The following is a 24,588-nucleotide window of genomic DNA, read 5'->3' as shown; positions in this document are numbered from 1 at the left end:
GTGCATTAGTCTTCCTCGTCCAATAAAGCTTGTTTGACAGCGTTTAATTCTGCAATTTTTTCTGCGCTTACTTTTGGGTATTCCAAATCCATTTCATCTAGTGCGGTTATGATTGCCGATGCAATGGCAATACGGGCATAGGATTTATTGTCGGCGGGAATCACATACCAAGGGGATTTTTTGGTTGAGGTGTTTTTTATCAATTCCTGATAGGCATGCATGTAGTCGTCCCAATAGCCTCTTTCTTTGGCGTCAGTAGCGCTGAATTTCCAGTTTTTGTCCGGATCGTCTACGCGCTCAATGAATCGTTTTTTTTGTTCTTTTTTGGAAACGTTTAGGAAAAATTTGATTACTATAGTTCCGTTTCTGTTCAGGTATTTTTCGAAGTTTCGAATGTCTTGAAAACGTTCTTCCCAAATGTCTTTGGTAATTAATTCTTTCGGAAGTTTTTGGCTTTTTAAAATAGCTTCATGAACACGAACAACTAAAACTTCTTCATAATAGGAACGGTTGAATATGCCAATGCGTCCACGCTCGGGTAAATGCTTTTGACATCGCCATAAAAAATCATGATCCAAGTCCTCGGAACTGGGGGCTTTGAAAGAAGAAACCTGACATCCTTGTGGGTTTACACCCGACATCACATGCTTGATAGCACCATCTTTGCCGGCAGCATCCATCGCCTGAAAAACAAGAAGCAGTGACCATTTGTCCTGTGCATATAATACATCTTGCATAGTTGCCAAGGCATCGACACCCATTTGCAGGGTTTGATTCACCAATGGTTTTCCTTCATCACCCAAATTGAAACTGGCTTTGGTCTCGTAATCTTTAAGCTTAAAACCATCGCCATCTCCTACACAATATTGTTTTGAGAATTTTTTGGCACGTTGTACCAGTTCTTTTTTGCTTAAAGAAGTAAGGTCAATTAGTTTTTCCTCAAATTCATTTAGGTCTTTTTTATTTGACTTAGACATAATCTTGAAATTTAATGTTAGTAAAAGGTGACGCAGATTAAAAAACAATTAATGTTTTTCCTATAGGGGGAATTACAGGATACAATCTACTAATTTAGTAAAAAAACAATTACTGACATTTTTTTAACGAAGAATGATTATGGAATTCGGATATATAATATAAAACAATACTCAACAATTGATTTTTTTATTAATCATTGCGAATTATTCGTTTGTTTTTTGTAATTTAATCTTATCAATAAATATAAATCTGTATTTTTGTTTTAACTAATTTTAATAATCATTTTATGAATGCGCCGAAAAAGATTAAAATATTATTTTTTCTTATAACTGTTTCTGCTTTTTGGATTTCTTGCAAAAAAGAAGTCGCGCCACAAGCAAAACCCTTAGAAGTTGCTGTTACAAAAGTGTTAGAGCAAGATGTAAGTTTAGAGTCAGAATATACTGGGCAAACTTTCGGGCAATCGGATATACAAATTAATCCTCGTGTTGATGGAGTTATCGAAAGTCTTAATTTCAGAGAAGGAAGTGTCATATCCAAAGGACAATTGTTATATACCATTGATCCGATGCCTTTTCAGGAAAAAGTGAATCAAGCGCAAGCGGATTTGGCAGAAGTAGAGGCCAGATTAGCCAAAACTAAATCAGATTACGATATGATGGTCCCTTTAGCCAAGATGAATGCAGTCAGCCAAAGAGAGTTAATAGCAGCAAAATCATCATATAATGCAGCTTCAGCCGCCATAAAAGCAGCTACAGCTAAGCTAGAAAACGCTAAAATAGAATTAGGATATTGCAGAATTGTCGCTCCAATATCAGGTTTGATTGGAATTTCAAAAGTAAGAGTTGGTGATTATGTACGTCCGGGTACAGCTTCAGTTTTGAATACTATTTCGGATATGGGAGATATAAGAGTGCGTTTTACAATTAGCGAGCAAGAATTTTTACGTTTGTTCAGAGAAATAAATAAAGAAGATTCTTCACTTAAAGGAACGGGACAAAACATTACTTTAAAATTATCAGATGGTTCGGTTTATCCTCAAACAGGGAAAATAAGTTTTGCAGACAGACAAATAGATCCATCAACAGGAGCTATAACATTTGAAGCTGCATTCACAAATCCAGATAAATTACTACGCCCAGGTCAATATGTAAAGGTTGGTGTTGTTACCGATATTCGTAAAAATTCATTAGTTATTCCGCAACGTTCTGTAATTGAAATGCAAGGAATTTATCAAGTTTTTGTTTTAGGAGACAGTAGTAAGGTAAAAATGCAAATTATCAAAACAGGACCAGCTTATAAAAATGGTTATGTTGTTGAAGAAGGTTTAAAGTCTGGTGATAAAGTTGTTATGGGGGGCACTTCATTATTGAAAAACGGAAGTGTTATTACTCCAAAAGAAATCGAATGGACACCAGGTCAAGAAGAAATTGTACCAACTAAATAAATTTAGATAACATAAAGTATTATGGGAGAATTTTTCGTTCGAAGACCTATTGTGGCTATCGTAATCAGTATCATTACGGTGATACTTGGATTATTGGCATTACAAAAAACACCTGTATCTCAATACCCAGATATTAACCCGCCAGTTGTAAAAATCACGACTAGTTTTACTGGGGCAAATGCTTTAAATGTGGAACAAGCTGTTGCTACTCCTATTGAGCAAAAAGTAAATGGGGTAGAAAATATGTTGTACATGAAGTCTACCAATACTTCTGACGGTGCAATGACTATTGAAGTAACTTTTGACGTAGGGACTAATTTGGATAACGCCAATATGCTTACCCAAAACAGGCAGAATCAAGCAGCCCCTTTTATGCCTTCAAGTGTAAAACAACAAGGGGTAGTGGTAAAAAAATCACTATCGTTTCCAATGATGTTATTTACAGTGACATCAACTAATCCAAAATATGATGCTAAATTTTTAAATAATTATGCCAGTATCAATATTGTTGATCAATTGGCACGTATTAAAGGAGTTGGAGAAGTTGCCCTTTTTGGAGGTAGCGATTACTCTATGCGTATTTGGTTGAAGGCCGATGTAATGACTAAATTGGGGGTTACAGTTGATGAAGTGAAAAATGCACTGAACGCCCAAAACATGATTAGTCCCGGTGGTAAATTTGGAGCGGAACCTGCGCCAATGGGAACCGAGTTTACCTACGGAGTTACACTACAAGATCGTTTAGTTACAGAAGAACAATTTGGTAAAATCGTTGTTAGAAGTAAAGATGATGGTGCACAAGTTTTGCTTAGCGACATCTCTCGTATTGAATTAGGAACAGAAAACTATAGTTCTACAGCCCGAAGAAATGGTTCTCCAAGTGCTGTAATTGCTTTGTATCAAATGCCTGGAAGTAATGCACTTGAGGTGGCTGAAACAGCAAAGAAAGCAATGAAAGAAATGTCTGAAAAGTTTCCTCAGGACATTGTTTATCAAGAATCATTAGATACTACACTTGCTATCACCGCTGGGGTTGATGACATTGTTCACACCCTTATTGAAGCAATCATTTTGGTTATCCTTGTGGTATTTATCTTTCTTCAAAACTGGAGAGCGACATTAATCCCATTGATTACAGTTCCTGTATCTTTAATTGGTACAATTGCTGTTTTTCCAATGTTAGGATTCTCCATAAATACACTTTCACTTTTAGGATTGGTGCTAGCCATTGGTATTGTCGTAGATGATGCCATTGTGGTGGTAGAAGCCGTAATTCACCATATTGAGCACGGAAAAACACCAAAAGAAGCTACTATTCAAGCAATGAAAGAAGTTTCTGGGCCAGTAATTGCAATTGCATTGATTCTGTGTGCTGTATTTATTCCTGTGGCAATGACTCCAGGTATAACAGGTCGTTTTTATCAGCAGTTTGCCATAACCATTGCGGTCTCGGTGGCTTTCTCGGCTTTTAGTGCTTTGTCATTAAGTCCTGCATTGTGTGCCATGCTGTTAAAACCCACAAAACCCGTTAGTGAACAAACAGGATGGTTGGCTAAATTTTTCACTGGTTTCAACCGTATTTTTGAAAAAGTAACAGGCGGTTATCTAAAAGGAGCTACTTATTTTGCTAAAAAATCAATGCGTATTGTCGCTTTATTAGCGGTGATTTTATTAGCAGTTGTGTTTTTAGGGAAAAAAATTCCATCTGGATTTATTCCTGAAGAAGATCAAGGATATGTGCTGGTGAATATCGCATTACCTCCAGCCTCCTCTCTTCAGCGTACCGATGAAATCTCTAAAAAAGTAGATGGCTTTTTGAAAGAAGAAGAATCTATCTTGTCTTATACCGTAATTAACGGATTTAGTATGCTTACCAATTCGTATCAACCGAACAATGCTTTTGTTTTCATCTCTTTAAAACCTTGGGAAGAAAGAACAGAAACGGCTAAACAATTCGTGGATCGATTGAATAAAAAATTGGCAACTCAAATTACTAATGCTACTGCTTTTTCATTTGGTCCTCCAGCGATTCAAGGTTTAGGAGCGTCAGCAGGTTTTAGCTTGATGTTGCAAGACAGAGGTGGAAATACACCACAATATTTGGCACAACAAACGCAGAACTTTATTGCTGCGGCACAGAAACGTCCTGAGATAAAAAGGATTTATACCACTTTCAACGCGGGAACACCTCAGGTTAAATTAGAAATTGATAACGATAAAGCGATGAAATTGGGAGTGCCAGTTTCAAAAGTTACCGAAGCATTAGGAGCCTTTTTAGGAGGGACTTATGTAAATGACTTTAACCGTTTTGGTCGTCAGTATAAAGTGTATCTGCAAGGAGAAGCTGTTGATCGTGTGAAACCAGAAAACTTAAATCTGATTTATGTAAAAAATAACAAAGGCGATATGTTGCCAATATCGACTATCGTTACAGCTTCAAAAGTGACAGGGCCTGATTTTACCAATCGTTTGAATTTATTTAGATCGGCAGAAATCGGTGGTAGTCCAAATGATGGGTATAGTAGTGCACAAGCTTTGACTGCTTTGGAAGAAGTAGCTGCAGAAACTTTGCCTGCTGATATGAGTTATGATTATATAAATTTATCTTATCAAGAGAAGCATTCGCCAGGCGGAGGAACAGTGTTTTTGATGGCATTGATATTTGTGTTTTTAATTTTGGCAGCACAATACGAAAGTTGGAAATTACCGTTTAGTGTATTGTTAGGAGCGCCTCTAGCAGTATTTGGAGCGTTTCTAGGGTTGTTTTTGGCAAGAATTGGAAGTGATGCTTATGTGAATAATGTATTTGCTCAAATTGGACTGGTTTTATTAATTGGACTGGTAGCCAAAAACGCGATTCTTATTGTAGAATTTGCCAAAGAAGAATATGAAAAAGGGACACCATTATATGAAGCGGCAATGGTTTCGGCTAAGCTTCGTTTCCGTCCGATTTTGATGACTGCTTTTGCCTTTATACTTGGTGTTGTGCCTTTGCTTACTGCTACAGGGGCAGGTTCACAGGCTCGTATCGTAATGGGAATGGCGGTATTCAGTGGGATGCTTATTGCTACAATTCTTGGGGTATTAATTGTTCCAGGTTTATTTGTAATGATTGAAAACATTGGTAAAAAGAAAGATGAGGTTGTAGCAACTGAAATTAGTACGGATTCAAAAACTACAGATCATGAAGAATAGATTTAAAATAATTGTTGTTATTGTAGTTCTTGCAGTACTTCCAGTAGGTTGTTTGGTTGGTCCTAAATATGAAAAACCAGAAGATCAAAATAAAGAAAGTTTTCATTATGGTCCTGCTAATGCTGATACATTAGCATCTGTAGTCAATGTTAAATGGTTTGACCTTTTTAATGATGATGTCTTAAAAGGGCTTATCACTAAGGGACTTGAAAATAATTATGATTTGAGAATTGCAATGGCTCGTATTGAGCGCACCAGAGCAGAATTAGGATATACCAAAGCAGACTTATTGCCTGCAATTGGATACAGTGGAACGGTAAACAGTAATGAGAAAACCTTTTTGCCTTCTAATGCAGCGGCTACTTTATCTTGGGAATTGGATTTCTGGGGTAAAGTTCGACACGAAAACAGAGCCGTTCAAAATGAATTAATTGCTAGTGAAGAAGGACGAAAAGTGATTCTTTCTAACTTGGTGAGTGATATTGCAGTTGCTTATTTTCAGTTACGTGATTTTGACAATCGATTACTTGTGGCACAAAAGACTTTGGAATCTAGACAAAAAGGTTTTGATATTATAAATCAAAGGTTTTTGGCTGGTTACGTTTCCGAAGTTGATAAGGTTCAAATCGAACAACAAGTAGCAATTGCAGAAGCAGCTATTCCTGCTTTTAAAAGGCAGATTACCATTCAAGAAAATATTATTTCAATATTGATAGGCCAAGCTCCAACTCCAATAGAACGTGGGAAGACCAATACAGAGCTTCAAGTTGCAAATAATTTACCTGTTTCTATTCCTTCTATTTTATTGAGAAATAGACCCGATGTGAATCAAGCCGAAAGGAATTATATGGCAGCTAATGAAAGAATCGGTGTTGCACAAGCGATGCGTTTTCCTTCGTTTAATATTGCAGCATTGGCAGGATTTGCAAACAATGATGTGAGTGCTTTGTTTGATGGATCTTCGTATCTGCAAAACGCAAGCGCTTCTGTTGTTGGGCCAATTTTTAATTTTGGAAAAAATAGAAGGAGAGTAGAAATATACCGTCAAATTGCTGAAGAATCGAGACTTAATTACCAAAAAACTTGTCTTGTTGCCGTTGCCGAAGTAGAACAATCTTTGCAAAACGTGAAAACGTATAAAGAAGAATGGGCAGCTAGAAACAAGCAAGTTATTGCAGCCAGAAAAAACTTGGAATTATCGAATGCAAGGTATTATAATGGTTACGTTTCTTACTTGGAAGTTATACAAGTAGAAATAGCTTTGTTTGATGCAGAATTAAGCCTTTCAGAGTTGACACAAAACCAATTGAGTTCAACTATCCAATTATACAGGGCTTTGGGTGGTGGCTGGAATTAGTCATTCTCTTTATAAACAAAAAACCACGCAATTTGCGTGGTTTTTTGTTTATAGTGCTATTATGTTTAGTTGTAGTTGTGCCGAAATAGAATATACTTAGTGTGCTTTTGAATAAAATATAGTTGTAACTTTATGTCAAACAATATGTTGTGAAAATTTTATTTAAGGGGTTTTGAATTTAATTATTTGTATGATGGGAAATAGTGTGCTTCTAAATTTGACAATGTATTTAATTCCGTTTTTGTGTGTTTTGGTTCCAATACTTTTGGGACAGCAGTATGGCTTTTATCTAAAGAAAAAGGCAGTTAAAGTCAGCGATGCTCCAGTGGGATCTGTTGTAGGTGCAGCGCTTGGTTTGTTGGCTTTTATGTTGGCTTTTACCTTCCAAATTGTTGACAACCGTTATAACGAACGCAAGAAACTTTTACTGGATGAGGTAACAACTATCCGCACTACTTATTTACGCGCCGGATTGATTCCGGAACCTTATAAAACGAGCACGAGAAAGCTTTTGATCGAATATACTGATTTGCGTGCGGCTATCGTTAATGATTTATCACCCAAAAAAATTGAACATTTAAAAATTCGTTCTCAAGCAATTTTGGATTCGCTTTGGCATTATTCGGAAGCATTGGCAGAGATGGATCGAAGTTCTGAAGCATTCTCGCTTTATACAGGATCAACAAACGATTTGAATGAAATATACAATCAAAGGATTACTTATACTTTTGAGTACCGTATTCCATTCGCAATTTTATGTATTTTGGGCATTATTACTTTATTTTCAATGTTTTTATTGGGCTATCAGTTTGGAATTTCGGGCAAAAAAAATAACATTATCGCAGTTATCATTTCGATAATATTTGCCTCACTGATGTGGCTGATTCTGGCTCTTGACCGACCGGAACAAGGCTTTATTCGATTGAATCAAACACCGATAATTACGCTTTATAAACAATTCCACGAAAAATGAAGTTGAACAAGACAGCTTTTTTGGCATAAGCTTTAGTCTTTATTTCACAGAGAAACGCGAAGAAGACGCTAAGGTTCACGAAGATTTTTAAGCTCAAATAAAAGATTTTCTTCTTTGCGAACCTTAGCGTCTTCTTTGGGAATCTTCGTGTAATTTATTCCTATTGTTGAATCTGAATTAAAAACAGAAAACCATTCACTAGGCGAATGGTTTTCTATTTTTAATGCGTTTTAAAGCTTAACAATACTCGTTGAAAGCATCTTTTAAGTTTTCTGCAATAGTTTCTGCTGGACGTCCTTCAATGTGGTGACGCTCTAACATGTGAACCAATTCACCGTCTTTGAACAAGGCAATACTTGGAGAAGATGGAGGGAATGGAAACATAAATCCTCTTGCAGCTTCTACCGCTTCGCGATCTACACCTGCAAAAACAGTTACTAGATTAGATGGTTTTTTTGCATTGTCCAAACTCATTTTGGCTCCCGGCCGTGCATTTCTTGCAGCGCAACCACAAACAGAGTTTACTACTACAAGTGTTGTTCCTGCAGATTTTATTGCGCTTTCTACAGCATCGGCAGTATGTAATTCTTGAAAACCAGCAGATGTTAATTCAGCTTGCATTGGTTTTACCATTTCTTCTGGATACATATTTTTTATTTTAAGTTCAACTTTTAGAACTGCAAAGTTACAAAGTTTAGTTGCAAGAACTTAATTTGAATTATAAAGTTTTGTTATAGTTTGATTGTTGTTTTAGGGGAATGTTTCAACAACTAACTGACTTATTTTCTCTTTTCAAGAATAGTTAGTAACTGCTTGCTGTTTAGAAAAGAATGCTTTTGGAATACGATTGAAAGATCAGATTGTAGAATAGTAATCGTTGGATAAACCACTTGGGAATTAATGGTTGCCAATGCCGTTGCCAGTTCATGAATTCCAGTGTTTTGCCCATTTGGCTTAAATGAGAACTTATGATTATTGAAATAAATGTCTTCTTTGTTTTCGGCATCCAATGAAATGAAGTAGTAATTATCGTTTAAAAGGGTAATGATTTCAGGGTTTTTGAAAGTCGAATTCTCCATCATTTTGCAGTAATTGCACCAAGTCGTATGTATAAAAACGACAAATGGTTTCGGATTTTCTTTGGATAATTTTTCTGCTTCTACAAAAGAATAGGTTTTCAATTGGGCAAAACCAGATGGAATCACCCAAAAGAAAATCAATAGTATGTAAAGCCTTTTTTTCATTTTAAAATAAATTATAACGCAGTCCAAAGAATCCCCTGATTCCCTGATTTGGGCCATAAACATAAGTGGTGTCAAAAGTCAAGCCATAAGGATTGTCTGGAGTTACCAACACTTTTCCATTTGTATCATATTGTACATTTTTGTCAAACGGATCTTCGATTCTGGAAATCAAGAAAGGATTATTTTGTTTTGGAGTAAAGTTAAGCAGGTTTTTGATACCGGCATACAATTCAAAATTTTTCCAGCCTGTATAAGTAAATTGTATGTTTTGCAAACTGTACCAAGGAGAGTAAGGATTGCGGGGATCTGTCTCGCTCAACAATGGCAATTTCATTGGACTGTAAACATTTCCGGTGTAGTCAATTGCTAAATCTATCGAATTAATTTTATAGGAAGCACTCCAAGTTCCAGTGAAATTCTCGGTTAAATACGGTCTTGTTTTTATGCCGTTTTCTACATTGGAGACATCCATATAAGTTGCACCTAGTATGAATTTTAAACCATTTGTAAAATTGATGTCTGTATTACAACTTATCCCTTGGCTCAATGCATAACCATTAATGTTGTTATAAATGATTTTGTTAGGATCGGTTTCATAATCTGATACAATTTTGTTGCTGAAACGAGTATAAAAAGCCGTGGTTTCAATGCCTAAAAAGGTTCCATTTGAGAAATAGATTTTTTTGATATAATTCAAATTGGCATTTACAGATTTTTCTGGGTCTAAATTCTCGGTAATCTCTACTTGGCGTGATCCTGTTAAAGCCGCATGATCTTCTGTGAATAAATTGACAACTCTAAAGCCGGTTCCGGCATTAAAGCGGAGAATGTTATCGTCATTGATTTTTAATTTATAGGCAAATCTTGGCGTAAAAATATTCCCGTGGATGGAATTGTAATCGTAGCGTAAGCCGAATAACATTTTGTGCTTTTCGCTAAAAGAAATTTCATCTTGAGCAAAAATCCCTGGAAGCCATGTTTTTTCGGGATTGTTTTCGTTTAAAATAGCAGTAGATGTTGTGTTGTCATCATAATACGTGTAACGAGACGCAATTCCTGTAAGCAAATCGTTTTTTCCAATTTTTTTGTCCCAAGTTAGTTGCAGGAATCCAATTTTTTGATTGGCTATATAAGAGGTTGTTCCATAACGGCTGTCTTGAAAATGCATTGTTCCAGAGAAGGAAAGCATAAGTTTCTCGGTTGTTGGCAATTGATAGCTTCCTATAAGTTCCGCTCTTTTGGTATAAATGCTCTCTCCGTAGATTTCATCCCCTCCACGGTATTTTTTCTCCCAACGGATATCACCACCCCAACGGTCTTCGTACATGCCTCGGACTGCCACAGTGAATAATCGGTTTTGAGCACGATTGAAATTCCATTTATTAAAAAGAGAAATCCTGTTTTGTGCCGTAACATCCGTAAATGCATCATTGTCATTGTCAATTGTTTGATCGTAGAGGTAATAATTTAGTCCTAATAGTGAAGATGCTTTTTTATTGATGTTAAATTTCATGCCCAAATCGACATTGGTTTCAAGCCAAGTGGTTGTAAATACATCAGCTGAAAATATTGGTGCATTAATTGGATTTTTTGTAATAATGTTGATTAAGCCACCTACGGCTTCACTTCCATATAAAGAGGAGGCTGGACCTTTTACAATTTCGATTCGTTCTACCAATGAGTTCGGAATCCCGGACAATCCATAAACGGTCGATAGACTACTGACAATTGGCATTCCGTCAATCATTACAGATGTATACGGACCTTCCAGCCCATTGATATGAATGTCTCCAGTATTGCAAACTCCACAGTTGAGCTGTGGCCTTACTCCATTTACATTTTGTAACGCTTCATAAATACTTGGTGTTGGGTTTTTCTTGAAAAATACAGGTGTATATACTTCAACAGGGACTGCGCTTTCCAGACGTTTTACTGCTTTTAAAGTTCCAGAAACCACCACTTCATTAAGTTCATTTTCGTCTGTTTGTAGTTCATAGTCCAATTGGGTTTGTGCTGATGTCTGTATAGCTATATTTTTTCGTTGGGTTTTGTAACCAACGGCGGTTACTAGTATTTTATAATTGCCTTTAGGAATATTTTGAAAGGAGTAAATTCCTTTGCTGTCCGTTTGTGTGCTATAATTGGTGCCTATTATCTCAACTGTTGCATTTTCAATGGGGGTTGATTTGTGCATAATAGTTCCTCTTATAGCTATGTTTTCTTGTGCGTACGTCAGCAGAATTGTAAATAGTGTAATTACTGAAAATAAATGTTTCATTTTTATAAATAAAATTTTAGACAAAGCTAAAAAAATAATTTCATTAACATAAAGTTATTTTATATATTTGTTTTTTAAACTATTAAAAATGTCCAAATCGCTTGAAGAAGTTCACCAATCGGTGGCAACCCAAAATAAAAAAACAGTTTTCAAAAGAATATTAGCCTTTTTTGGCCCAGCTTATTTAGTTAGTGTCGGGTATATGGATCCAGGTAATTGGGCGACAGATATTGCGGGCGGAAGCCAGTTTGGATATGCCTTGTTGTGGGTATTATTAATGAGCAATTTAATGGCCTTGTTGTTGCAAAGTTTGAGCGCAAGACTTGGAATCGTTACTCAGCGCGATTTGGCGCAAGCTTCACGAGAGACTTATTCGAAGTTCATTAATTATATCCTTTATTTTCTTGCCGAAATTGCCATTGCGGCTTGTGATCTTGCCGAAGTTTTAGGGATGGCCATAGGAATCAATTTATTGTTTGGAATTCCGTTGATTGAAGCTGTTATGATTACTGTTTTGGATACTTTTCTATTACTCTTTTTGATTAACAAAGGAATACGAAAGATGGAAGCTTTTATTATCGTTTTGGTAATGATTGTTGGTCTGTCCTTTGTTTTTGAAATGATATTTGCCCAGCCTGAAATGGATAAAGTCCTTTATGGTTTAATTCCATCTTTGCCTACTGAATCTGCTCTTTATATTGCAATCGGAATTATTGGAGCTACCGTAATGCCTCATAATTTGTATTTGCATTCGTCATTGGTACAAACCCGAAAATTCAGCCGTAGCGATGCAGGAATTAAACAGGCTTTAAAATATAATTTCATTGATTCTACAATAGCTTTAAATCTGGCTTTTTTTGTAAATGCAGCTATTTTAATTTTGGCGGCAGCTACATTTTATAAAAACGGGATGCATGAAGTTGCCGAAATCCAAGATGCTTATCGTTTTCTGCAGCCTTTGCTGGGTACCAAATGGGCTTCTATTTTATTTGCGGTGGCTTTGATTGCCGCTGGACAAAGCTCTACTATAACGGGAACATTGGCGGGTCAAATTGTAATGGAGGGATATTTGAATTTACGTATTCAGCCATGGGTGCGTCGTATAGTTACCCGTTTGATTGCCATAGTGCCAGCCGTCATAGTCATACTTATTTATGGCGAAAGTGTTACTGGGAAACTTTTGGTGCTTAGCCAAGTTGTTTTGAGTTTGCAGTTGGGTTTTGCAATTATACCGCTGATTCATTTTGTAAGTGATAAATCCAAAATGAAGGGTTATCATATTGGTAAAGTGACTCAAATCGCAGCGTGGTTAATTGCTGTGATAATTGTTTCGCTAAATGCCAAACTGGTTTATTCAGAAATTCAAGGTTGGCTCGAAACTTCAGAAAATCCAATGATTCTTTGGTTAACGGTTGTGCCACTGGCTATCAGCTTTTTGGTTTTATTGCTCTATATTGTTATAAAACCTTTCTTTTCTAAAGCAAGATTGAATATTGAGAATCACTCTCCACATGATATGAATTTGAAATTTGCAGAAACTTCCGTTCAGGATAACAAGAACATTGCCATTACTGTCGATTTTTCATTTGCAGACGAAAATGCAATTAACTACGCCTTTAAAATGGGAGGTAAGGATGCAAAATATACTTTAATTCATGTGGTTGAATCGGTTGGAGCCATGATATACGGGAAGCAGATTGACGATCATGAAACGACAATTGATGAGACCTTGTTACTGGAATATAAAACGATGTTTCAGGAAAAAGGATTTCAAGTCAATACATTGTTAGGATTTGGCAAACCAAATAAAGTTATCCCGAAATTAGTGAACAAAGGTGATTTTGATATTTTAATTATGGGAACTCATGGCCATACAGGTATGAAAGATTTGCTCTTTGGTACTACCGTCGATCGTTTGAGACACAAGATTTCCATACCTTTGCTGATTGTGAAAAATTAAAAAAGTATTAAGTAAAAAGTATCAAGTATTAAGATTTTGAATGATAAGTTTTTAAAAGCTACAATCAAAAATCGTTAATCTGCAATCTAAAATCTGCAATCAAATGACTTTCTCTGAAGAAAATTACCTTAAATCTATATATCACCTTACAGCTAGTCTCGATAGTGAAGTAAGTACCAATGCTATTGCCGAAATGATGGAAACCAAAGCTTCCTCTGTAACGGATATGCTGAAAAAACTGGCCGATAAAGATTTGGTTCATTATAAAAAATACCAAGGAGTTTCATTAACTGAAAACGGAAAACATGCTGCCAAAATGATTGTGAGAAAGCATCGTTTATGGGAAGTGTTTTTAGTGGAAAAACTTGATTTTTCTTGGGATGAAGTTCACGATATTGCCGAACAACTTGAGCATATCAAATCTGAAAAACTTATCAATAAACTCGATGATTTTCTTGGGAATCCTACTGAGGATCCTCATGGCGACCCCATACCAGATGCGCAAGGGAGAATGATTACTGTAGAAAAGCAATTATTGGCTGAGTTATCGGCAAATCAATTTGGGATATGTGTTGGGGTAAAAGACAATTCTTCGGATTTCCTGAAATATCTTGATAAACAGCAAATCGGGTTGGGAACAAAAATCGAAGTGGTGACAAAAGAAACCTTTGACTTATCGCTAAAAATAAAAGTAAATGGAACAGAATTTACTATTTCCAATAAAATTGCAAGTAATTTATTTGTAAAAGTACTTTAGATTTGTTGTTTGTTTTTTTGTTGGTTTTCAATTGTATACGGGTTTAATTGTCCCAAATAGTTTTAATTTATTCTTTGTTTTAACTTAAAGAGCTGTTAATCTTTATTTAATTTAGAATTTTGGGCATAATTTTTGAATTGTTAACTGTAAGTATTTTAGCAGAGCTATGAATTATTTAGGTTTGTTTGCTATATTTACATTACGAAGCAATAAAAATTTTTAGCTTAATTTTTTTTGCACACATCAAATTGTTTATTTTAAAATCATATAGATATGAAAATAAGATTTTTATCAATTTTAGTAATAGCAATGAGTTTGTCAGGTTTGACAGCTTTTTCACAAACAAGTGATACAGGAGAATTGGGTTTGCCTGGAGATAACTTAGATCTATATGCGGTTTTGGATCTTTTTCAAAAATCAAAGACCATTGAAGACTTTGAAAAATCATTGAATGATGAAAAAAACAAAATCAATAATTTGGATTTAAACGATGATAAAAAAATCGATTTTATCAAAGTGGAAACCAAGAAAGACGGAGAAGATTTTACATTTATACTTCGTGACCCTATAAGCAAAACAGAAACTCAAGACGTGGCTGTTATTATGGTGTCAAAAGACAAAAATAAAAAAATATCACTTCAAATTGTTGGCGACAAAGATTTGTATGGTAAGGATTATATTGTTGAGCCAAGTGCATCTGGAAATGCGGGAGTTACCGCTAATCCAGCTTATACGGGTACGAATCCAGTAACTGTGAATGTTCCTGCATCTACGACTACGGTTGTTGTGGAACAGGCGCCAATTGTACAGTATGTGTATTCACCTGCTTATGTGCCTTATTATCCTCCGTATTATTATGGTTATTACCCTCCATGGTTTGGATTCGCAACTGTTATGGCTGTGGGGATTTATCGTTCAAATCATTATCATTATCATGGCGGAGGTTATGGATATCACAATACGAATGTTTATGTTAATCATAATAGTTTTAATAATTATAATAATAATAGTAGAAACACTTCGAATAGGATTTCTCATAATAATATAAACAGCAATAACAGAAACAATATAAATAATGGTAACAGAAATTCTGCTTCAACCAGAGAGTCTGGTAGAAATTCTGCTACTACACGTGACGGCAATAAGGCATCGGCTTCCACCCGTGACAAAAGCAAGGCTTCTGCTTCAAATAGATCGTCATCATCTAGACCATCGGCTAGCAACTCCATGAGTTCTCGTTCAAGTAATTCAAGTTTAAACAGAGGAAGTAGTGGTGGTGGCTATAGATCCGGCGGCGGCGGCGGCGGTTACAGAGGCGGCGGCGGATTTAGCGGCGGCGGCGGAAGAAGACGTTAATTTATTGTTTCAAAATACTATGAATACAAAGAAACCTGATATTTTTATCAGGTTTTTTTTTCGTCTAAATCCAAGTATAAATTTTGTTCCTTTGTAAATGAAATTCTCAAAAAAAAAACGGGAATCGGAGATATAAGTTTGACTAAGGATTTTTATAAATGAAACAAATAAGCATTTTGGGCTGTGGTTGGTTAGGTTTGCCTTTGGCGAAAGCCTTGAAAGTAAATGGATTTTCCGTGAAAGGCTCAACTACAACCCAAAGCAAATTTTCTACATTAGAAGCATTTGGTATTAATCCCTTTTTAATCACCCTAAGTGCCGTTGAAAGTGCGCTTGATAGCAAAAATGGAACAGGTTCTATTGAAGATTTTCTTAGCGGAAGTCAGACTTTGGTTATTGATATTCCGCCCCAGTTAAGAGGAAAAAACAGCGATTCTTCAGCTGCGGGTGAAAAGATATTTGTCGAAAAAATAAAAAACTTGATTCCGTATCTGGAAAAATCGACTGTAGAGAATGTGCTTTTTGTAAGTTCAACTTCCGTTTATGGCGAAGTCGATGGATCGATAACAGAAGAAACCATCCCAAAACCAGATACCGAAAGTGGTAAACAATTACTGGAAGTTGAAATTCTTCTGCAGAATAACCCCAACTTCAAAACCACGATCCTGCGTTTTGGTGGCCTCATTGGTGAAGACCGAAATCCAGTTCGGTTTTTGGCAGGAAAATTTAATCTAGAAAATCCAGAAACTCCCATCAATTTTATTCATCAAATGGATTGTATTGGAATTATCTTAAAAATAATATTTATAGACTCTTGGGGTAAAATTTACAATGGTGTTAGTCCGTTTCATCCCACAAGAGAAGCCTATTATACTCAAAGAGCAGTCGAATTAGCTTTGCCTTTGCCTCATTTTGACCACTCCAAACCTTCTAAAGGAAAAGTTGTCTTGAGTGAGAAAGTGGAAAAAGTTTTGGGTTATTCTTTCATCAAAAACAATTTATAAGTTGAGAACAAAAATACAAGCGGCTTTTAAGTCTAGAATCAATGCTATTGGGTTGCCCATTTTGGCATTGTGTTGGGTGAGTTTTTTTTGGGGAACTACTTGGTTGGCTTCAAAAGAAGGAGTCAAATACATGCCCGCTTTGCAACTCGCCGGCATTCGACAATTTATAGCGGGTTCTTTATATCTTGCCTTTTTTTTGTTCAAGAAAACGCCCTGGCCAAAAGGAAAACAATGGAAAACCATCATAATTCTGAGTCTGCTCAATTTTGTTTTAAGCAACGGACTCAGCACTTGGGGTGTGAAATATATCAGTAGTGGATTGGGTGCTATCATTGGTGCAATGGTTCCTTTATGGATTGTGTTCATCAGTATTTTTAAAGGTGAAAGAGTTACCAGACTGGCTATTTTGGGGATTTTGGTTTGTTTCGGCGGAGTTTGTGTTATTTTTTATGAACATTTGCTTGATTTTTTACAGCCTGATTTTCAATTTGGAATCATTCTTTCGATAGCTGCAACGATTACTTGGGCTTTTGGAACTTTGTATACCAAGAAAAAAGCCGCCAGTTTCAATCCCTATTTTAGCTTAGGATTGCAGATGTTTATTTCGAGTATTTTGCTGTTTGCCTTTGTAGGGGCTACAGGAGCTAGTATTCCACTTTCTGAAATTCATATTAATTCATGGTTTTCAATTGCCTATTTGGTGATTATTGGTTCCGTTTTGACCTTTGTCGCTTTTATTTATGCTTTGCAAAAGCTTCCAACCGAATTAAGCAGTGTCTATGCTTATGTAAATCCAATAGTTGCGGTGATATTGGGAGCCTTTATTTTTGGAGAACCGTTAACAACGGCAATCATCTTTGGCGGAAGCATAACTTTAATAGGATTGTATCTGATAAACTATGCAATGCGGAAAAAGAAAAACAGTAATGAAGCCATAATCTAGGTCAATTAAACAGAAAGATTAAAAATCAAACAATTGTAAGGTTTTAATGCGGTCTAAACTCATTTAGAATAACTAAATCTCATATTACTTAAATAGTTGTATTTTTCTTTATTTTTGCACCAAATTATTTTTATGCTATCTATTCTAAAAAAGTACAGAATCTATATTGGAGTCGTATTGATTTTCTCCATCGTAACACTTTACTTGTTTTATGGCGCTTTGAAGCCTGGTAAATCATTACCAATCTATAATCCTTCGGATGTAAATCCTGAATTGGTGGACAGTACCGTACAATACATCAGTAAATACCACACAATTGCTGATTTTTCCTTTACCAATCAAAACGGAAAAACTATTACCCAGAAAGAGTATGAAGGAAAAGTATATGTAGCCGATTTTTTCTTTACAACTTGTGGTTCAATTTGTCCAAAAATGACTAGTAATATGGTCGATGTGCAAAAGGCCATTAAGAACAATCCAAATGTAATGTTGCTTTCCCATACTGTTTTCCCAGAAACTGACAGTGTTCCCGCATTAAAGGCTTATGCCAAAAAGTATGGTGTCATTGACGGAAAGTGGAATCTGGTTACTGGCGACAAAAAAGAAATTTATACGATGGCCAGAAAATCCTATTTGGCCGTAAAAATTGGAAAACCCGAACAATTGTATGATATGGTGCATACTGAAAATTTTGTTCTGGTAGATCAAAAAAGAAGGGTTCGCGGTTTTTATGACGGTACAAAGAAAGAAGAGATACAAAAATTAATAGAGGATATTAATTGGCTTTGCGCCAATGAAAAAAACGAGTAAAACTGATAATTATCAACTGTAATTATAATAAAAAATGTATTTTTGCAATCTAAATTCAATCTAAATAAGCTTTGCAAACAACGATACATTCTCTCAAAAAAGGCCAAAAAGCCACTATCCTAGATTTTGATATCGATTTAATCCCGTTAAAACTTCTGGAAATGGGCTGTTTGCCTGGTAATGATGTCGAATTGCTCCAAGTAGCTCCGTTTGGAGATCCTTTGTATTTGGATATAAATGGCTCACACCTTGCCATTCGTGTTGAAACCGCCAAACTTATTGAAGTAGAACTCATTAACAACACTGACAAATGAGTTTAAAAAATATCAACGTCGCTTTAATTGGAAACCCAAACGTAGGGAAAACTTCAGTTTTCAATCAGCTTACAGGCTTGAACCAACAGGTGGGAAACTATCCAGGAATTACTGTCGAGAAAAAAATGGGTTTTTGCAAACTACCCAACAATATCAAAGCCAATATTCTTGATTTACCAGGAACCTATAGTTTAAATGCCAGTTCCATTGATGAAAGCGTCGTTATTGAACTTTTGCTTAACAAAAACGACCGTCTCTATCCAGACGTAGCTCTTGTGGTTACCGATGTTGAGAATCTAAAACGAAATTTACTTCTTTATACCCAAATAAAAGACCTCGAAATTCCAACCATTTTGGTCATTAACATGGCCGACAGAATGGAACACAAAGGCATTACTCTTGACATACCTTATCTCGAAGAGCACTTAAAGACAAAAATTGCACTGATTAGCTCCAGAAAAGGACATGGAATCGAGGAATTAAAGAACTTAATCGTAAGTTACAAAACCATTTCTTCGGAACCTTGCTTGAATGCATCGGTAATTGACGTGGAATACTTCAACAGCCTTCGCCAAGCTTTTCCAAATCAATTGTTGTATAAATTGTGGCTGGTGATTACGCAGGATGTCAACTTTTTGAATTTGGAGCGAAATGAAATTCGTAGCTCTTTTACAAAATCACATTCGGATTTGAAACGACTGCAGCAAAAAGAAACCATCAAGAGATATCAGTTCATCAATGATGTTTTGAAAGAAGGCTTAAAAGTTGATTCCAGCGTTGCTAAAGATTTTCGAAGCAAGCTCGACCGCGTACTTACTCACAAAATATGGGGCTACGCAATATTTTTCATCATTTTGTTTGTGATTTTTCAGTCTATTTTTCAATGGTCCGAAATTCCGATGGATTTTATTGACAGTACTTTTGCCACTTTAAGTGCATTGGCTAGCGAACATTTGCCTTCGGGAATGCTGACCGATTTGATTTCGCAAGGAATAATCCCTGGAATTGGCGGGATATTAATTTTTATTCCCCAGATAGCCTTTTTGTTTTTATTTATCTCCATACTTGAGGAAAGTGGCTATATGAGTCGCGTGGTTTTCCTGATGGATAAAATCATGCGCCGATTTGGATTATCCGGTAAAAGCGTAGTGCCACTGATTTCAGGAACGGCTTGTGCTATTCCAGCAATTATGGCAACCCGAAACATCGAAAATTGGAAGGAACGTTTAATTACAATTCTGGTAACTCCTTTTACCACTTGTTCGGCCCGGCTTCCTGTTTACGCCATTATCATTGGCTTGGTTATTCCGGATACTTATGTTTTGGGCGTGTTGAATGTGCAAGGATTGACTCTAATGCTTTTGTATGTTATTGGTTTTGGAATGGCGATCTTATCAGCTTATATCTTGAATAGTATTCTAAAGGTAAAAGGCAAAACCTTCTTTGTGGTAGAAATGCCCAATTATAAATTGCCTATGTTCAAAAATGTAGCCATCAATGTAATCGAGAAAACAAAAGCGTTTGTTTTTGGCGCGGGAAAAATCATTTTGGCAATATCGATCATCTTGTGGTTTTTGGCTTCTTACGGCCCGGGAAAAGAGTTTAAAAATGCCGAAAAGATAATAATGGAGAATACCAAAACACAGCCATTATCTGAAGCTGAATTCAACAATGCTGTCGCTTCGCAAAAACTGGAAAATTCTTATATTGGATTAATGGGAAAAACCATTGAGCCTGTCATTTCTCCTTTGGGTTATGATTGGAAAATAGGTATTGCCATCATCAGTTCATTTGCAGCCAGAGAAGTGTTTGTGGGTACTTTGGCAACTATTTATAGTGTTGGCGGAAGTGATAACGAAAACACTATAAAAAACAAAATGGCCGCAGAAGTGAATCCGGTAAATGGCGAAAAAGTATTTAATTTTGCCTCTGGGATATCGCTGCTAATGTTTTATGCTTTTGCCATGCAATGTGCCAGCACACTTGCGATAACCAAAAAAGAAACTAACTCCTGGAAATGGCCTGCAGGTCAGCTTATTTTTATGAGTGCTTTGGCATATGTCGTTGCATTAATCGCTTTTCAAATCCTAAAATAAAGCATTATGATTCAGGAAATAATAGCTTTTGCCGTACTTGGAATCGCACTTGCTTTTTTGATTCGAAAATTTTTCTTCAAAAAAAAATCGAATAAAAATTGCGGGAATGGCGATTGTGGCTGCAGTTAACTGAATTTTAAATTCATAAAAAACTTTCAATTTTTTGCAAAAGGAACGTATTCCTTGTCAATCAAATACTTTTATACAAATCTTAGAAGCATTTACTTCATGCTATATTTAAACTACTTTTTTTGTTAAAAAAAGATATGAGTAGTATGTATTCTAAAGCAAAACAATGTAAAAACGCCCGAATTTCTGATATAAAAAGCATTTCATATCATTTTTTATCTTAAATTTATGTCATTAATTATCAATTGCTTAATGCATTTATTTAAAAAAACTTACTATTATGAAAAAAACGTTTATTAAAGGATTAGTTGTATCAAGTGCATTGTTATTATTAATTTCCTGTAAAAAAGAAGAACCAGTTGCAGCTGTAATTGACACGAACCAAATCAAAGAAGAAATCCAAGCCAAGGAAAATGAATTTGCAGATACTTATAATGCTGGAATAGTCAAAGACATTGGATATCATGCTGATGATGCCATAACGTATCCGCAAAATAGTGAACCAATAGTAGGTAAAACTGCAATAGTTGAGTTTTTAAAAACACACAGGGATACCATTTCGAAAGGTAGAAAAATCTCCTTTAAAACCGAAGAGGTGTTTGTTTCAAATGACGCAAACCAGGTTGTGGAAGTTGGCACTTATAAAGTGGTTGATTCTACGGAAGCAGTTGTGAATTCAGGAAACTACATGAGTTTATTTGTAAAAAGAGATGGTAAGTATGTTTGCCTTAGAGACATGAGCACCTCTGATTTACCAAACTAATAACACGTCAATTTCATTTACAGAAAAGAGGCTTTTCAACTAGTGAAAAGCCTCTTTTGCTTTTTTTATTATAACGACTATCGCAGACTATCTTTCGCCACCTTCAAACTATCTGTTAATTCCGGTTGTACTAATCTAGGATTTACAACAGGCGCAATGAATTTTGGAGTTCGTTTTATTTTTTGGGTAATGATTATTGCATCATTCAACACAAAAGGCATCGGCATCATCCAGTTTTCTCTTGGAGTCATCCCAAACATTGGATTGACCATCAAATCAAATGAACTTTCCATCACATTCATATCAAGAACAGTGGCTCTGTTGATGCTAAATTGCAATACCAAAGGTTCGTTATTGACCACATAATAACTCAACAGTTTTTTACCTTTTCGTTCTAACTCTGTTCCTTTTTGCCCCAATGTACTAACTCCATTGGCTTTGAAATTGTAAAAAGTCATGATTTCATTTGCAAAAACATCATAGCGATTGACTTTTCGATTTGGAGTGATTTGTATTTTTAGATATCTTTTAAAGCCTACTGTGCTGTCTTTAAGAAAAGTAATTGTTGGTTTTGCAATTCCTTTGTTTGGTGCTTCGGCGGCATGAGTGAACTCCGAATCGTATTTGCTGAACAGCTTTAAATCATTGAATATTTTTGCGCCTTTTGGTTTTTCGCCTAGATAACCTTTCGTCCAAGAATCTAGGTTGGTGTCGTATGTTAACCAATAGGCTTTTTGGTTATCAGCATTGTAGAGATAAATTAAACTGTTGGATTTGGCTTCGCCCAATTCATAACCTGAGTGATATTGCGCTTTCGCTAAAAATAGTACAGCCGTTAAAAAGAAGAATAATGACCAGCTGCCTTTTTTGGTGAAAGCCCCAAAAACCGGCAATAGTAATGCAAATGCCAAAACAGTTAAAATTGCACTTCCGAATAATACTTTTAATCCCAAACCTACAGGGAACATTTGGATAAACGGAGCAATAATCAACAGGGCCGGAATACCGCAAATAAGGTTGACAATCCAATTGGATCTTTGACTAAATATAAAAACGGCAAAAGATATCAGTCCAAAATATACTGGGATAATCAAGAATCCTGCACCACGCAAACTATTGGCAAGGAACCCATTCAGTACAATCCAAAATATAAGCGGAATCACATAATGGTTCATCGTCACTTTTGGCTTTGAGGCTATCTGATAAAAGAAAAAACAAATCGAAAGACTCAGTAATATGAAGGCAGTAATATAATCGTGTCCATTGTATGTAAATCCGTTGAGCAAATCATTGTACTGCGGATTCAATAGCAGTAATCCTTTCCAGCCGTAATATGTAATCAATCCAGTGAAAATCAAAGCGCCCAAAAAAGGGAAAAAGCCTTTCATGATATCATTCAGTTTCAGCATTCTTTTGACTTTACCCAAAAACACTAGTATAATGAGAAGACCAGCCGCAATCAGTGTCATCGGAAATACCCAGTCAAAAGGATAACTGATAAACGTAAACGGAATCGTGAAATAAACATCATCGGTTGTAGAAACCGTAGCATTCAAATCGGCATTTGAGAAATAATTCAACAGTGGCATCAAATAAGAACCCTGATGTTTCAAAGTATTTTTGTCCAAATGAGCCACATCATCCTGTTGGGTATGGTAATTAAAATGATCGTCGATAAAAGCAAAATTAAACCCCTGAATATCGCCTTGTTCTCTAAAGACTGTTAAGTCAGTATCATTCGGCAGCATTTTGTAAATACTGTACATCAGTGAATTTGATACTGGATAAGTTGCGCCCGCTTTGGCAAATTCCTTTACCAAGCCACCATTTCCTTTGTTGGTTTCCATCAACATATAACTTGGTCCAGAAGAACCGCGTGCCTCAAAATTCAATACCAATCCTACTTCCTTAGCCCATTGATGTTCGGTTACAAAAAGTGCAGCACCGTTCAATCCCAATTCTTCCGCATCGGTAAACAAAATTATGATGTCGTTTTTGTTTTTTGTTTTAGCATTCAAAAAAGCCCGAACTCCCTCTAGAATTGTCGCCACACCTGATGCATCATCACTCGCACCATGAGAAAACGAATGTGGTGCACTATCATAGTGTGATAGTAGGAGTAAAGCTTTACCGTTTGCACTTCCTTCAATACGGCACATGATATTTTTGGATTTTACAAGATTCCCCCAATCACTCAGCGTAAAACCTTCCTGAACAGTAGTTTCCAAGCCCAGTTTTTGCAGTTCTTTTATGATATAATTGGCCACTACTTCGTGGTTTTTGGTGCCCACATAATGCGGTTGTTTGGCAATCGCACTAACATGTTCCAAAGCTCGGCTAGTAGAAAACTCCGTTACTTTATTCTCTTCATTAGGTGACCACGAAGGCATTAGGAATCCAAATAAAAAACCCAAAATCCCGAGGATGATGACAACAGTTATTATGGATGAGTAATTCTTTTTCATAATTGGGGGTATTAAATATCTTTTTTAACTAGCATATAAAAATCATTATCCAAAACCATATAGCCTTGGTCGTACAGGAAATAGTAGGTATTACCCGATTTGGTATTCAAAACATTGGTAAAAAACTCAAAATCAAAACCCTTGCTCATCAATTTGGCTCGAGTTGTTTTGGATTTTCCATCGGCATTCACATTCAGCTCCGACAAAATTCGGTAATTTTTGCGCAATTTGTTATTGATATTGCGCATATAATTCGTGCTATCCTTATTTATTTTGTTGTTGTAGGCATTTCGGCAACCATCGCTGCAGAATTTCTTGTCTTCGCGACCTACAATGGGATCTCCACATTCAAGGCAGGTTTTCATATTTTTACTTTTTTAAGGCTGTTATTTTTAAATCAATCCGGAAAAAATGCTTACCATATAAGTCATATAAGTTTGAATAAAAAATAAGCTCGTTAATAGATTGGGAAAAGAGAATATAAGTAGAAAACCATCTCTGTTAGGTTCCGTTCTTATC

The 24,588-nt window shown here is 35.9% G+C and carries 20 protein-coding genes; 14 read left to right on the top strand and 6 right to left on the bottom strand.

What is annotated here, in order from left to right; translation table 11 throughout:
* Window positions 1–5: 5 nt before the first annotated feature.
* Window positions 6–977: a polyphosphate kinase 2 family protein gene (locus tag B0E44_RS07905; protein ID WP_077372649.1), complete on the bottom strand. Its 972-nt coding sequence runs from the start codon at window positions 975–977 to the stop codon at window positions 6–8.
* Window positions 978–1,264: 287 nt separating this feature from the next.
* On the opposite strand from B0E44_RS07905, the gene B0E44_RS07900 reads away from it, so the two are divergent.
* From B0E44_RS07900 to B0E44_RS07885, 4 genes are all read left to right on the top strand, one after another.
* Entirely contained in the window at window positions 1,265–2,425 is a 1,161-nt protein-coding gene (locus B0E44_RS07900) for an efflux RND transporter periplasmic adaptor subunit (protein WP_077372646.1), read from the top strand.
* 21 nt (window positions 2,426–2,446) lie between these two features.
* The gene (locus tag B0E44_RS07895) at window positions 2,447–5,620 is read left to right on the top strand and encodes an efflux RND transporter permease subunit (protein ID WP_077372643.1); all 3,174 of its coding nucleotides are present in this window, start codon (window positions 2,447–2,449) and stop codon (window positions 5,618–5,620) included.
* On the top strand, window positions 5,610–6,977 hold the full coding sequence (locus B0E44_RS07890; protein ID WP_077372640.1) for an efflux transporter outer membrane subunit: 1,368 nt from the start codon (window positions 5,610–5,612) through the stop codon (window positions 6,975–6,977). Before B0E44_RS07895 ends, B0E44_RS07890 begins: the two co-directional genes overlap by 11 nt.
* A gap of 190 nt (window positions 6,978–7,167) precedes the next feature.
* Window positions 7,168–7,950 carry a DUF4239 domain-containing protein gene (locus tag B0E44_RS07885; protein ID WP_077372637.1) on the top strand — a complete coding sequence of 261 codons (783 nt, stop codon included), beginning with the start codon at window positions 7,168–7,170 and terminating at the stop codon, window positions 7,948–7,950.
* Between the two features lie 237 nt (window positions 7,951–8,187).
* Here the strand turns inward: B0E44_RS07885 and B0E44_RS07880 are convergent, their stop codons facing one another.
* The 3 genes from B0E44_RS07880 to B0E44_RS07870 all read right to left on the bottom strand — a co-directional run bounded on the left by B0E44_RS07880 (window position 8,188) and on the right by B0E44_RS07870 (window position 11,472).
* Complete coding sequence (locus tag B0E44_RS07880) at window positions 8,188–8,598, bottom strand: BrxA/BrxB family bacilliredoxin (protein WP_077372634.1); 411 nt, start codon at window positions 8,596–8,598, stop codon at window positions 8,188–8,190.
* Window positions 8,599–8,729: 131 nt separating this feature from the next.
* Window positions 8,730–9,194 carry a DUF255 domain-containing protein gene (locus B0E44_RS07875; protein WP_077372631.1) on the bottom strand — a complete coding sequence of 155 codons (465 nt, stop codon included), beginning with the start codon at window positions 9,192–9,194 and terminating at the stop codon, window positions 8,730–8,732.
* A 1-nt stretch (window position 9,195) separates the two neighbouring features.
* Window positions 9,196–11,472 carry a TonB-dependent receptor gene (locus B0E44_RS07870; RefSeq protein WP_077372628.1) on the bottom strand — a complete coding sequence of 759 codons (2,277 nt, stop codon included), beginning with the start codon at window positions 11,470–11,472 and terminating at the stop codon, window positions 9,196–9,198.
* Window positions 11,473–11,560: 88 nt separating this feature from the next.
* On the opposite strand from B0E44_RS07870, the gene B0E44_RS07865 reads away from it, so the two are divergent.
* The 10 genes from B0E44_RS07865 (at window position 11,561) to B0E44_RS07820 (ending at window position 21,604) form a co-directional block, all read left to right on the top strand.
* Window positions 11,561–13,432: an Nramp family divalent metal transporter gene (locus tag B0E44_RS07865; RefSeq protein ID WP_077372625.1), complete on the top strand. Its 1,872-nt coding sequence runs from the start codon at window positions 11,561–11,563 to the stop codon at window positions 13,430–13,432.
* A gap of 103 nt (window positions 13,433–13,535) precedes the next feature.
* On the top strand, window positions 13,536–14,189 hold the full coding sequence (locus B0E44_RS07860) for a metal-dependent transcriptional regulator (RefSeq protein WP_077372622.1): 654 nt from the start codon (window positions 13,536–13,538) through the stop codon (window positions 14,187–14,189).
* 273 nt (window positions 14,190–14,462) lie between these two features.
* Complete coding sequence (locus B0E44_RS07855; protein WP_077372619.1) at window positions 14,463–15,545, top strand: hypothetical protein; 1,083 nt, start codon at window positions 14,463–14,465, stop codon at window positions 15,543–15,545.
* A 158-nt stretch (window positions 15,546–15,703) separates the two neighbouring features.
* Window positions 15,704–16,549 carry an NAD(P)-dependent oxidoreductase gene (locus tag B0E44_RS07850; RefSeq protein WP_077372616.1) on the top strand — a complete coding sequence of 282 codons (846 nt, stop codon included), beginning with the start codon at window positions 15,704–15,706 and terminating at the stop codon, window positions 16,547–16,549.
* Between the two features lies 1 nt (window position 16,550).
* Window positions 16,551–17,492 carry a DMT family transporter gene (locus tag B0E44_RS07845; RefSeq protein ID WP_254423265.1) on the top strand — a complete coding sequence of 314 codons (942 nt, stop codon included), beginning with the start codon at window positions 16,551–16,553 and terminating at the stop codon, window positions 17,490–17,492.
* A 132-nt stretch (window positions 17,493–17,624) separates the two neighbouring features.
* Complete coding sequence (locus B0E44_RS07840; RefSeq protein ID WP_077372613.1) at window positions 17,625–18,302, top strand: SCO family protein; 678 nt, start codon at window positions 17,625–17,627, stop codon at window positions 18,300–18,302.
* A 71-nt stretch (window positions 18,303–18,373) separates the two neighbouring features.
* Complete coding sequence (locus B0E44_RS07835) at window positions 18,374–18,616, top strand: FeoA family protein (RefSeq protein WP_077372609.1); 243 nt, start codon at window positions 18,374–18,376, stop codon at window positions 18,614–18,616.
* On the top strand, window positions 18,613–20,712 hold the full coding sequence (gene feoB / locus B0E44_RS07830) for a ferrous iron transport protein B (protein ID WP_077372606.1): 2,100 nt from the start codon (window positions 18,613–18,615) through the stop codon (window positions 20,710–20,712). The genes B0E44_RS07835 and feoB overlap by 4 nt, the downstream gene beginning before the upstream one ends.
* A gap of 6 nt (window positions 20,713–20,718) precedes the next feature.
* Window positions 20,719–20,841 carry a FeoB-associated Cys-rich membrane protein gene (locus B0E44_RS07825; RefSeq protein ID WP_077372603.1) on the top strand — a complete coding sequence of 41 codons (123 nt, stop codon included), beginning with the start codon at window positions 20,719–20,721 and terminating at the stop codon, window positions 20,839–20,841.
* Window positions 20,842–21,121: 280 nt separating this feature from the next.
* Window positions 21,122–21,604, top strand: coding sequence for a DUF4440 domain-containing protein (locus B0E44_RS07820; RefSeq protein ID WP_077372600.1), 483 nt, complete (start codon window positions 21,122–21,124; stop codon window positions 21,602–21,604).
* A 77-nt stretch (window positions 21,605–21,681) separates the two neighbouring features.
* Here the strand turns inward: B0E44_RS07820 and B0E44_RS07815 are convergent, their stop codons facing one another.
* Together B0E44_RS07815 and B0E44_RS07810 are read right to left on the bottom strand one after the other, a co-directional pair.
* The gene (locus tag B0E44_RS07815; RefSeq protein WP_077372598.1) at window positions 21,682–24,069 is read right to left on the bottom strand and encodes a M28 family peptidase; all 2,388 of its coding nucleotides are present in this window, start codon (window positions 24,067–24,069) and stop codon (window positions 21,682–21,684) included.
* Window positions 24,070–24,080: 11 nt separating this feature from the next.
* On the bottom strand, window positions 24,081–24,434 hold the full coding sequence (locus B0E44_RS07810; protein ID WP_077372595.1) for a DUF2116 family Zn-ribbon domain-containing protein: 354 nt from the start codon (window positions 24,432–24,434) through the stop codon (window positions 24,081–24,083).
* Window positions 24,435–24,588 lie beyond the last annotated feature (154 nt).

The organism is Flavobacterium sp. A45, assembly GCF_002001005.1.
GTDB lineage: Bacteria > Bacteroidota > Bacteroidia > Flavobacteriales > Flavobacteriaceae > Flavobacterium.
The sequence above is the reverse complement of the archived record's forward strand: the minus strand, read 5'-3'. Positions and strand labels throughout refer to the sequence as shown.

Coding starts and splice junctions, on each gene's coding strand:
- B0E44_RS07905 (WP_077372649.1), bottom strand. CDS start 977: ATGTCTAAGTCAAATAAAAAAGACCTAAATGAATTTGAGGAAAAACTA.
- B0E44_RS07900 (WP_077372646.1), top strand. CDS start 1,265: ATGAATGCGCCGAAAAAGATTAAAATATTATTTTTTCTTATAACTGTT.
- B0E44_RS07895 (WP_077372643.1), top strand. CDS start 2,447: ATGGGAGAATTTTTCGTTCGAAGACCTATTGTGGCTATCGTAATCAGT.
- B0E44_RS07890 (WP_077372640.1), top strand. CDS start 5,610: ATGAAGAATAGATTTAAAATAATTGTTGTTATTGTAGTTCTTGCAGTA.
- B0E44_RS07885 (WP_077372637.1), top strand. CDS start 7,168: ATGATGGGAAATAGTGTGCTTCTAAATTTGACAATGTATTTAATTCCG.
- B0E44_RS07880 (WP_077372634.1), bottom strand. CDS start 8,598: ATGTATCCAGAAGAAATGGTAAAACCAATGCAAGCTGAATTAACATCT.
- B0E44_RS07875 (WP_077372631.1), bottom strand. CDS start 9,194: ATGAAAAAAAGGCTTTACATACTATTGATTTTCTTTTGGGTGATTCCA.
- B0E44_RS07870 (WP_077372628.1), bottom strand. CDS start 11,472: ATGAAACATTTATTTTCAGTAATTACACTATTTACAATTCTGCTGACG.
- B0E44_RS07865 (WP_077372625.1), top strand. CDS start 11,561: ATGTCCAAATCGCTTGAAGAAGTTCACCAATCGGTGGCAACCCAAAAT.
- B0E44_RS07860 (WP_077372622.1), top strand. CDS start 13,536: ATGACTTTCTCTGAAGAAAATTACCTTAAATCTATATATCACCTTACA.
- B0E44_RS07855 (WP_077372619.1), top strand. CDS start 14,463: ATGAAAATAAGATTTTTATCAATTTTAGTAATAGCAATGAGTTTGTCA.
- B0E44_RS07850 (WP_077372616.1), top strand. CDS start 15,704: ATGAAACAAATAAGCATTTTGGGCTGTGGTTGGTTAGGTTTGCCTTTG.
- B0E44_RS07840 (WP_077372613.1), top strand. CDS start 17,625: ATGCTATCTATTCTAAAAAAGTACAGAATCTATATTGGAGTCGTATTG.
- feoB (WP_077372606.1), top strand. CDS start 18,613: ATGAGTTTAAAAAATATCAACGTCGCTTTAATTGGAAACCCAAACGTA.
- B0E44_RS07825 (WP_077372603.1), top strand. CDS start 20,719: ATGATTCAGGAAATAATAGCTTTTGCCGTACTTGGAATCGCACTTGCT.
- B0E44_RS07820 (WP_077372600.1), top strand. CDS start 21,122: ATGAAAAAAACGTTTATTAAAGGATTAGTTGTATCAAGTGCATTGTTA.
- B0E44_RS07815 (WP_077372598.1), bottom strand. CDS start 24,069: ATGAAAAAGAATTACTCATCCATAATAACTGTTGTCATCATCCTCGGG.
- B0E44_RS07810 (WP_077372595.1), bottom strand. CDS start 24,434: ATGAAAACCTGCCTTGAATGTGGAGATCCCATTGTAGGTCGCGAAGAC.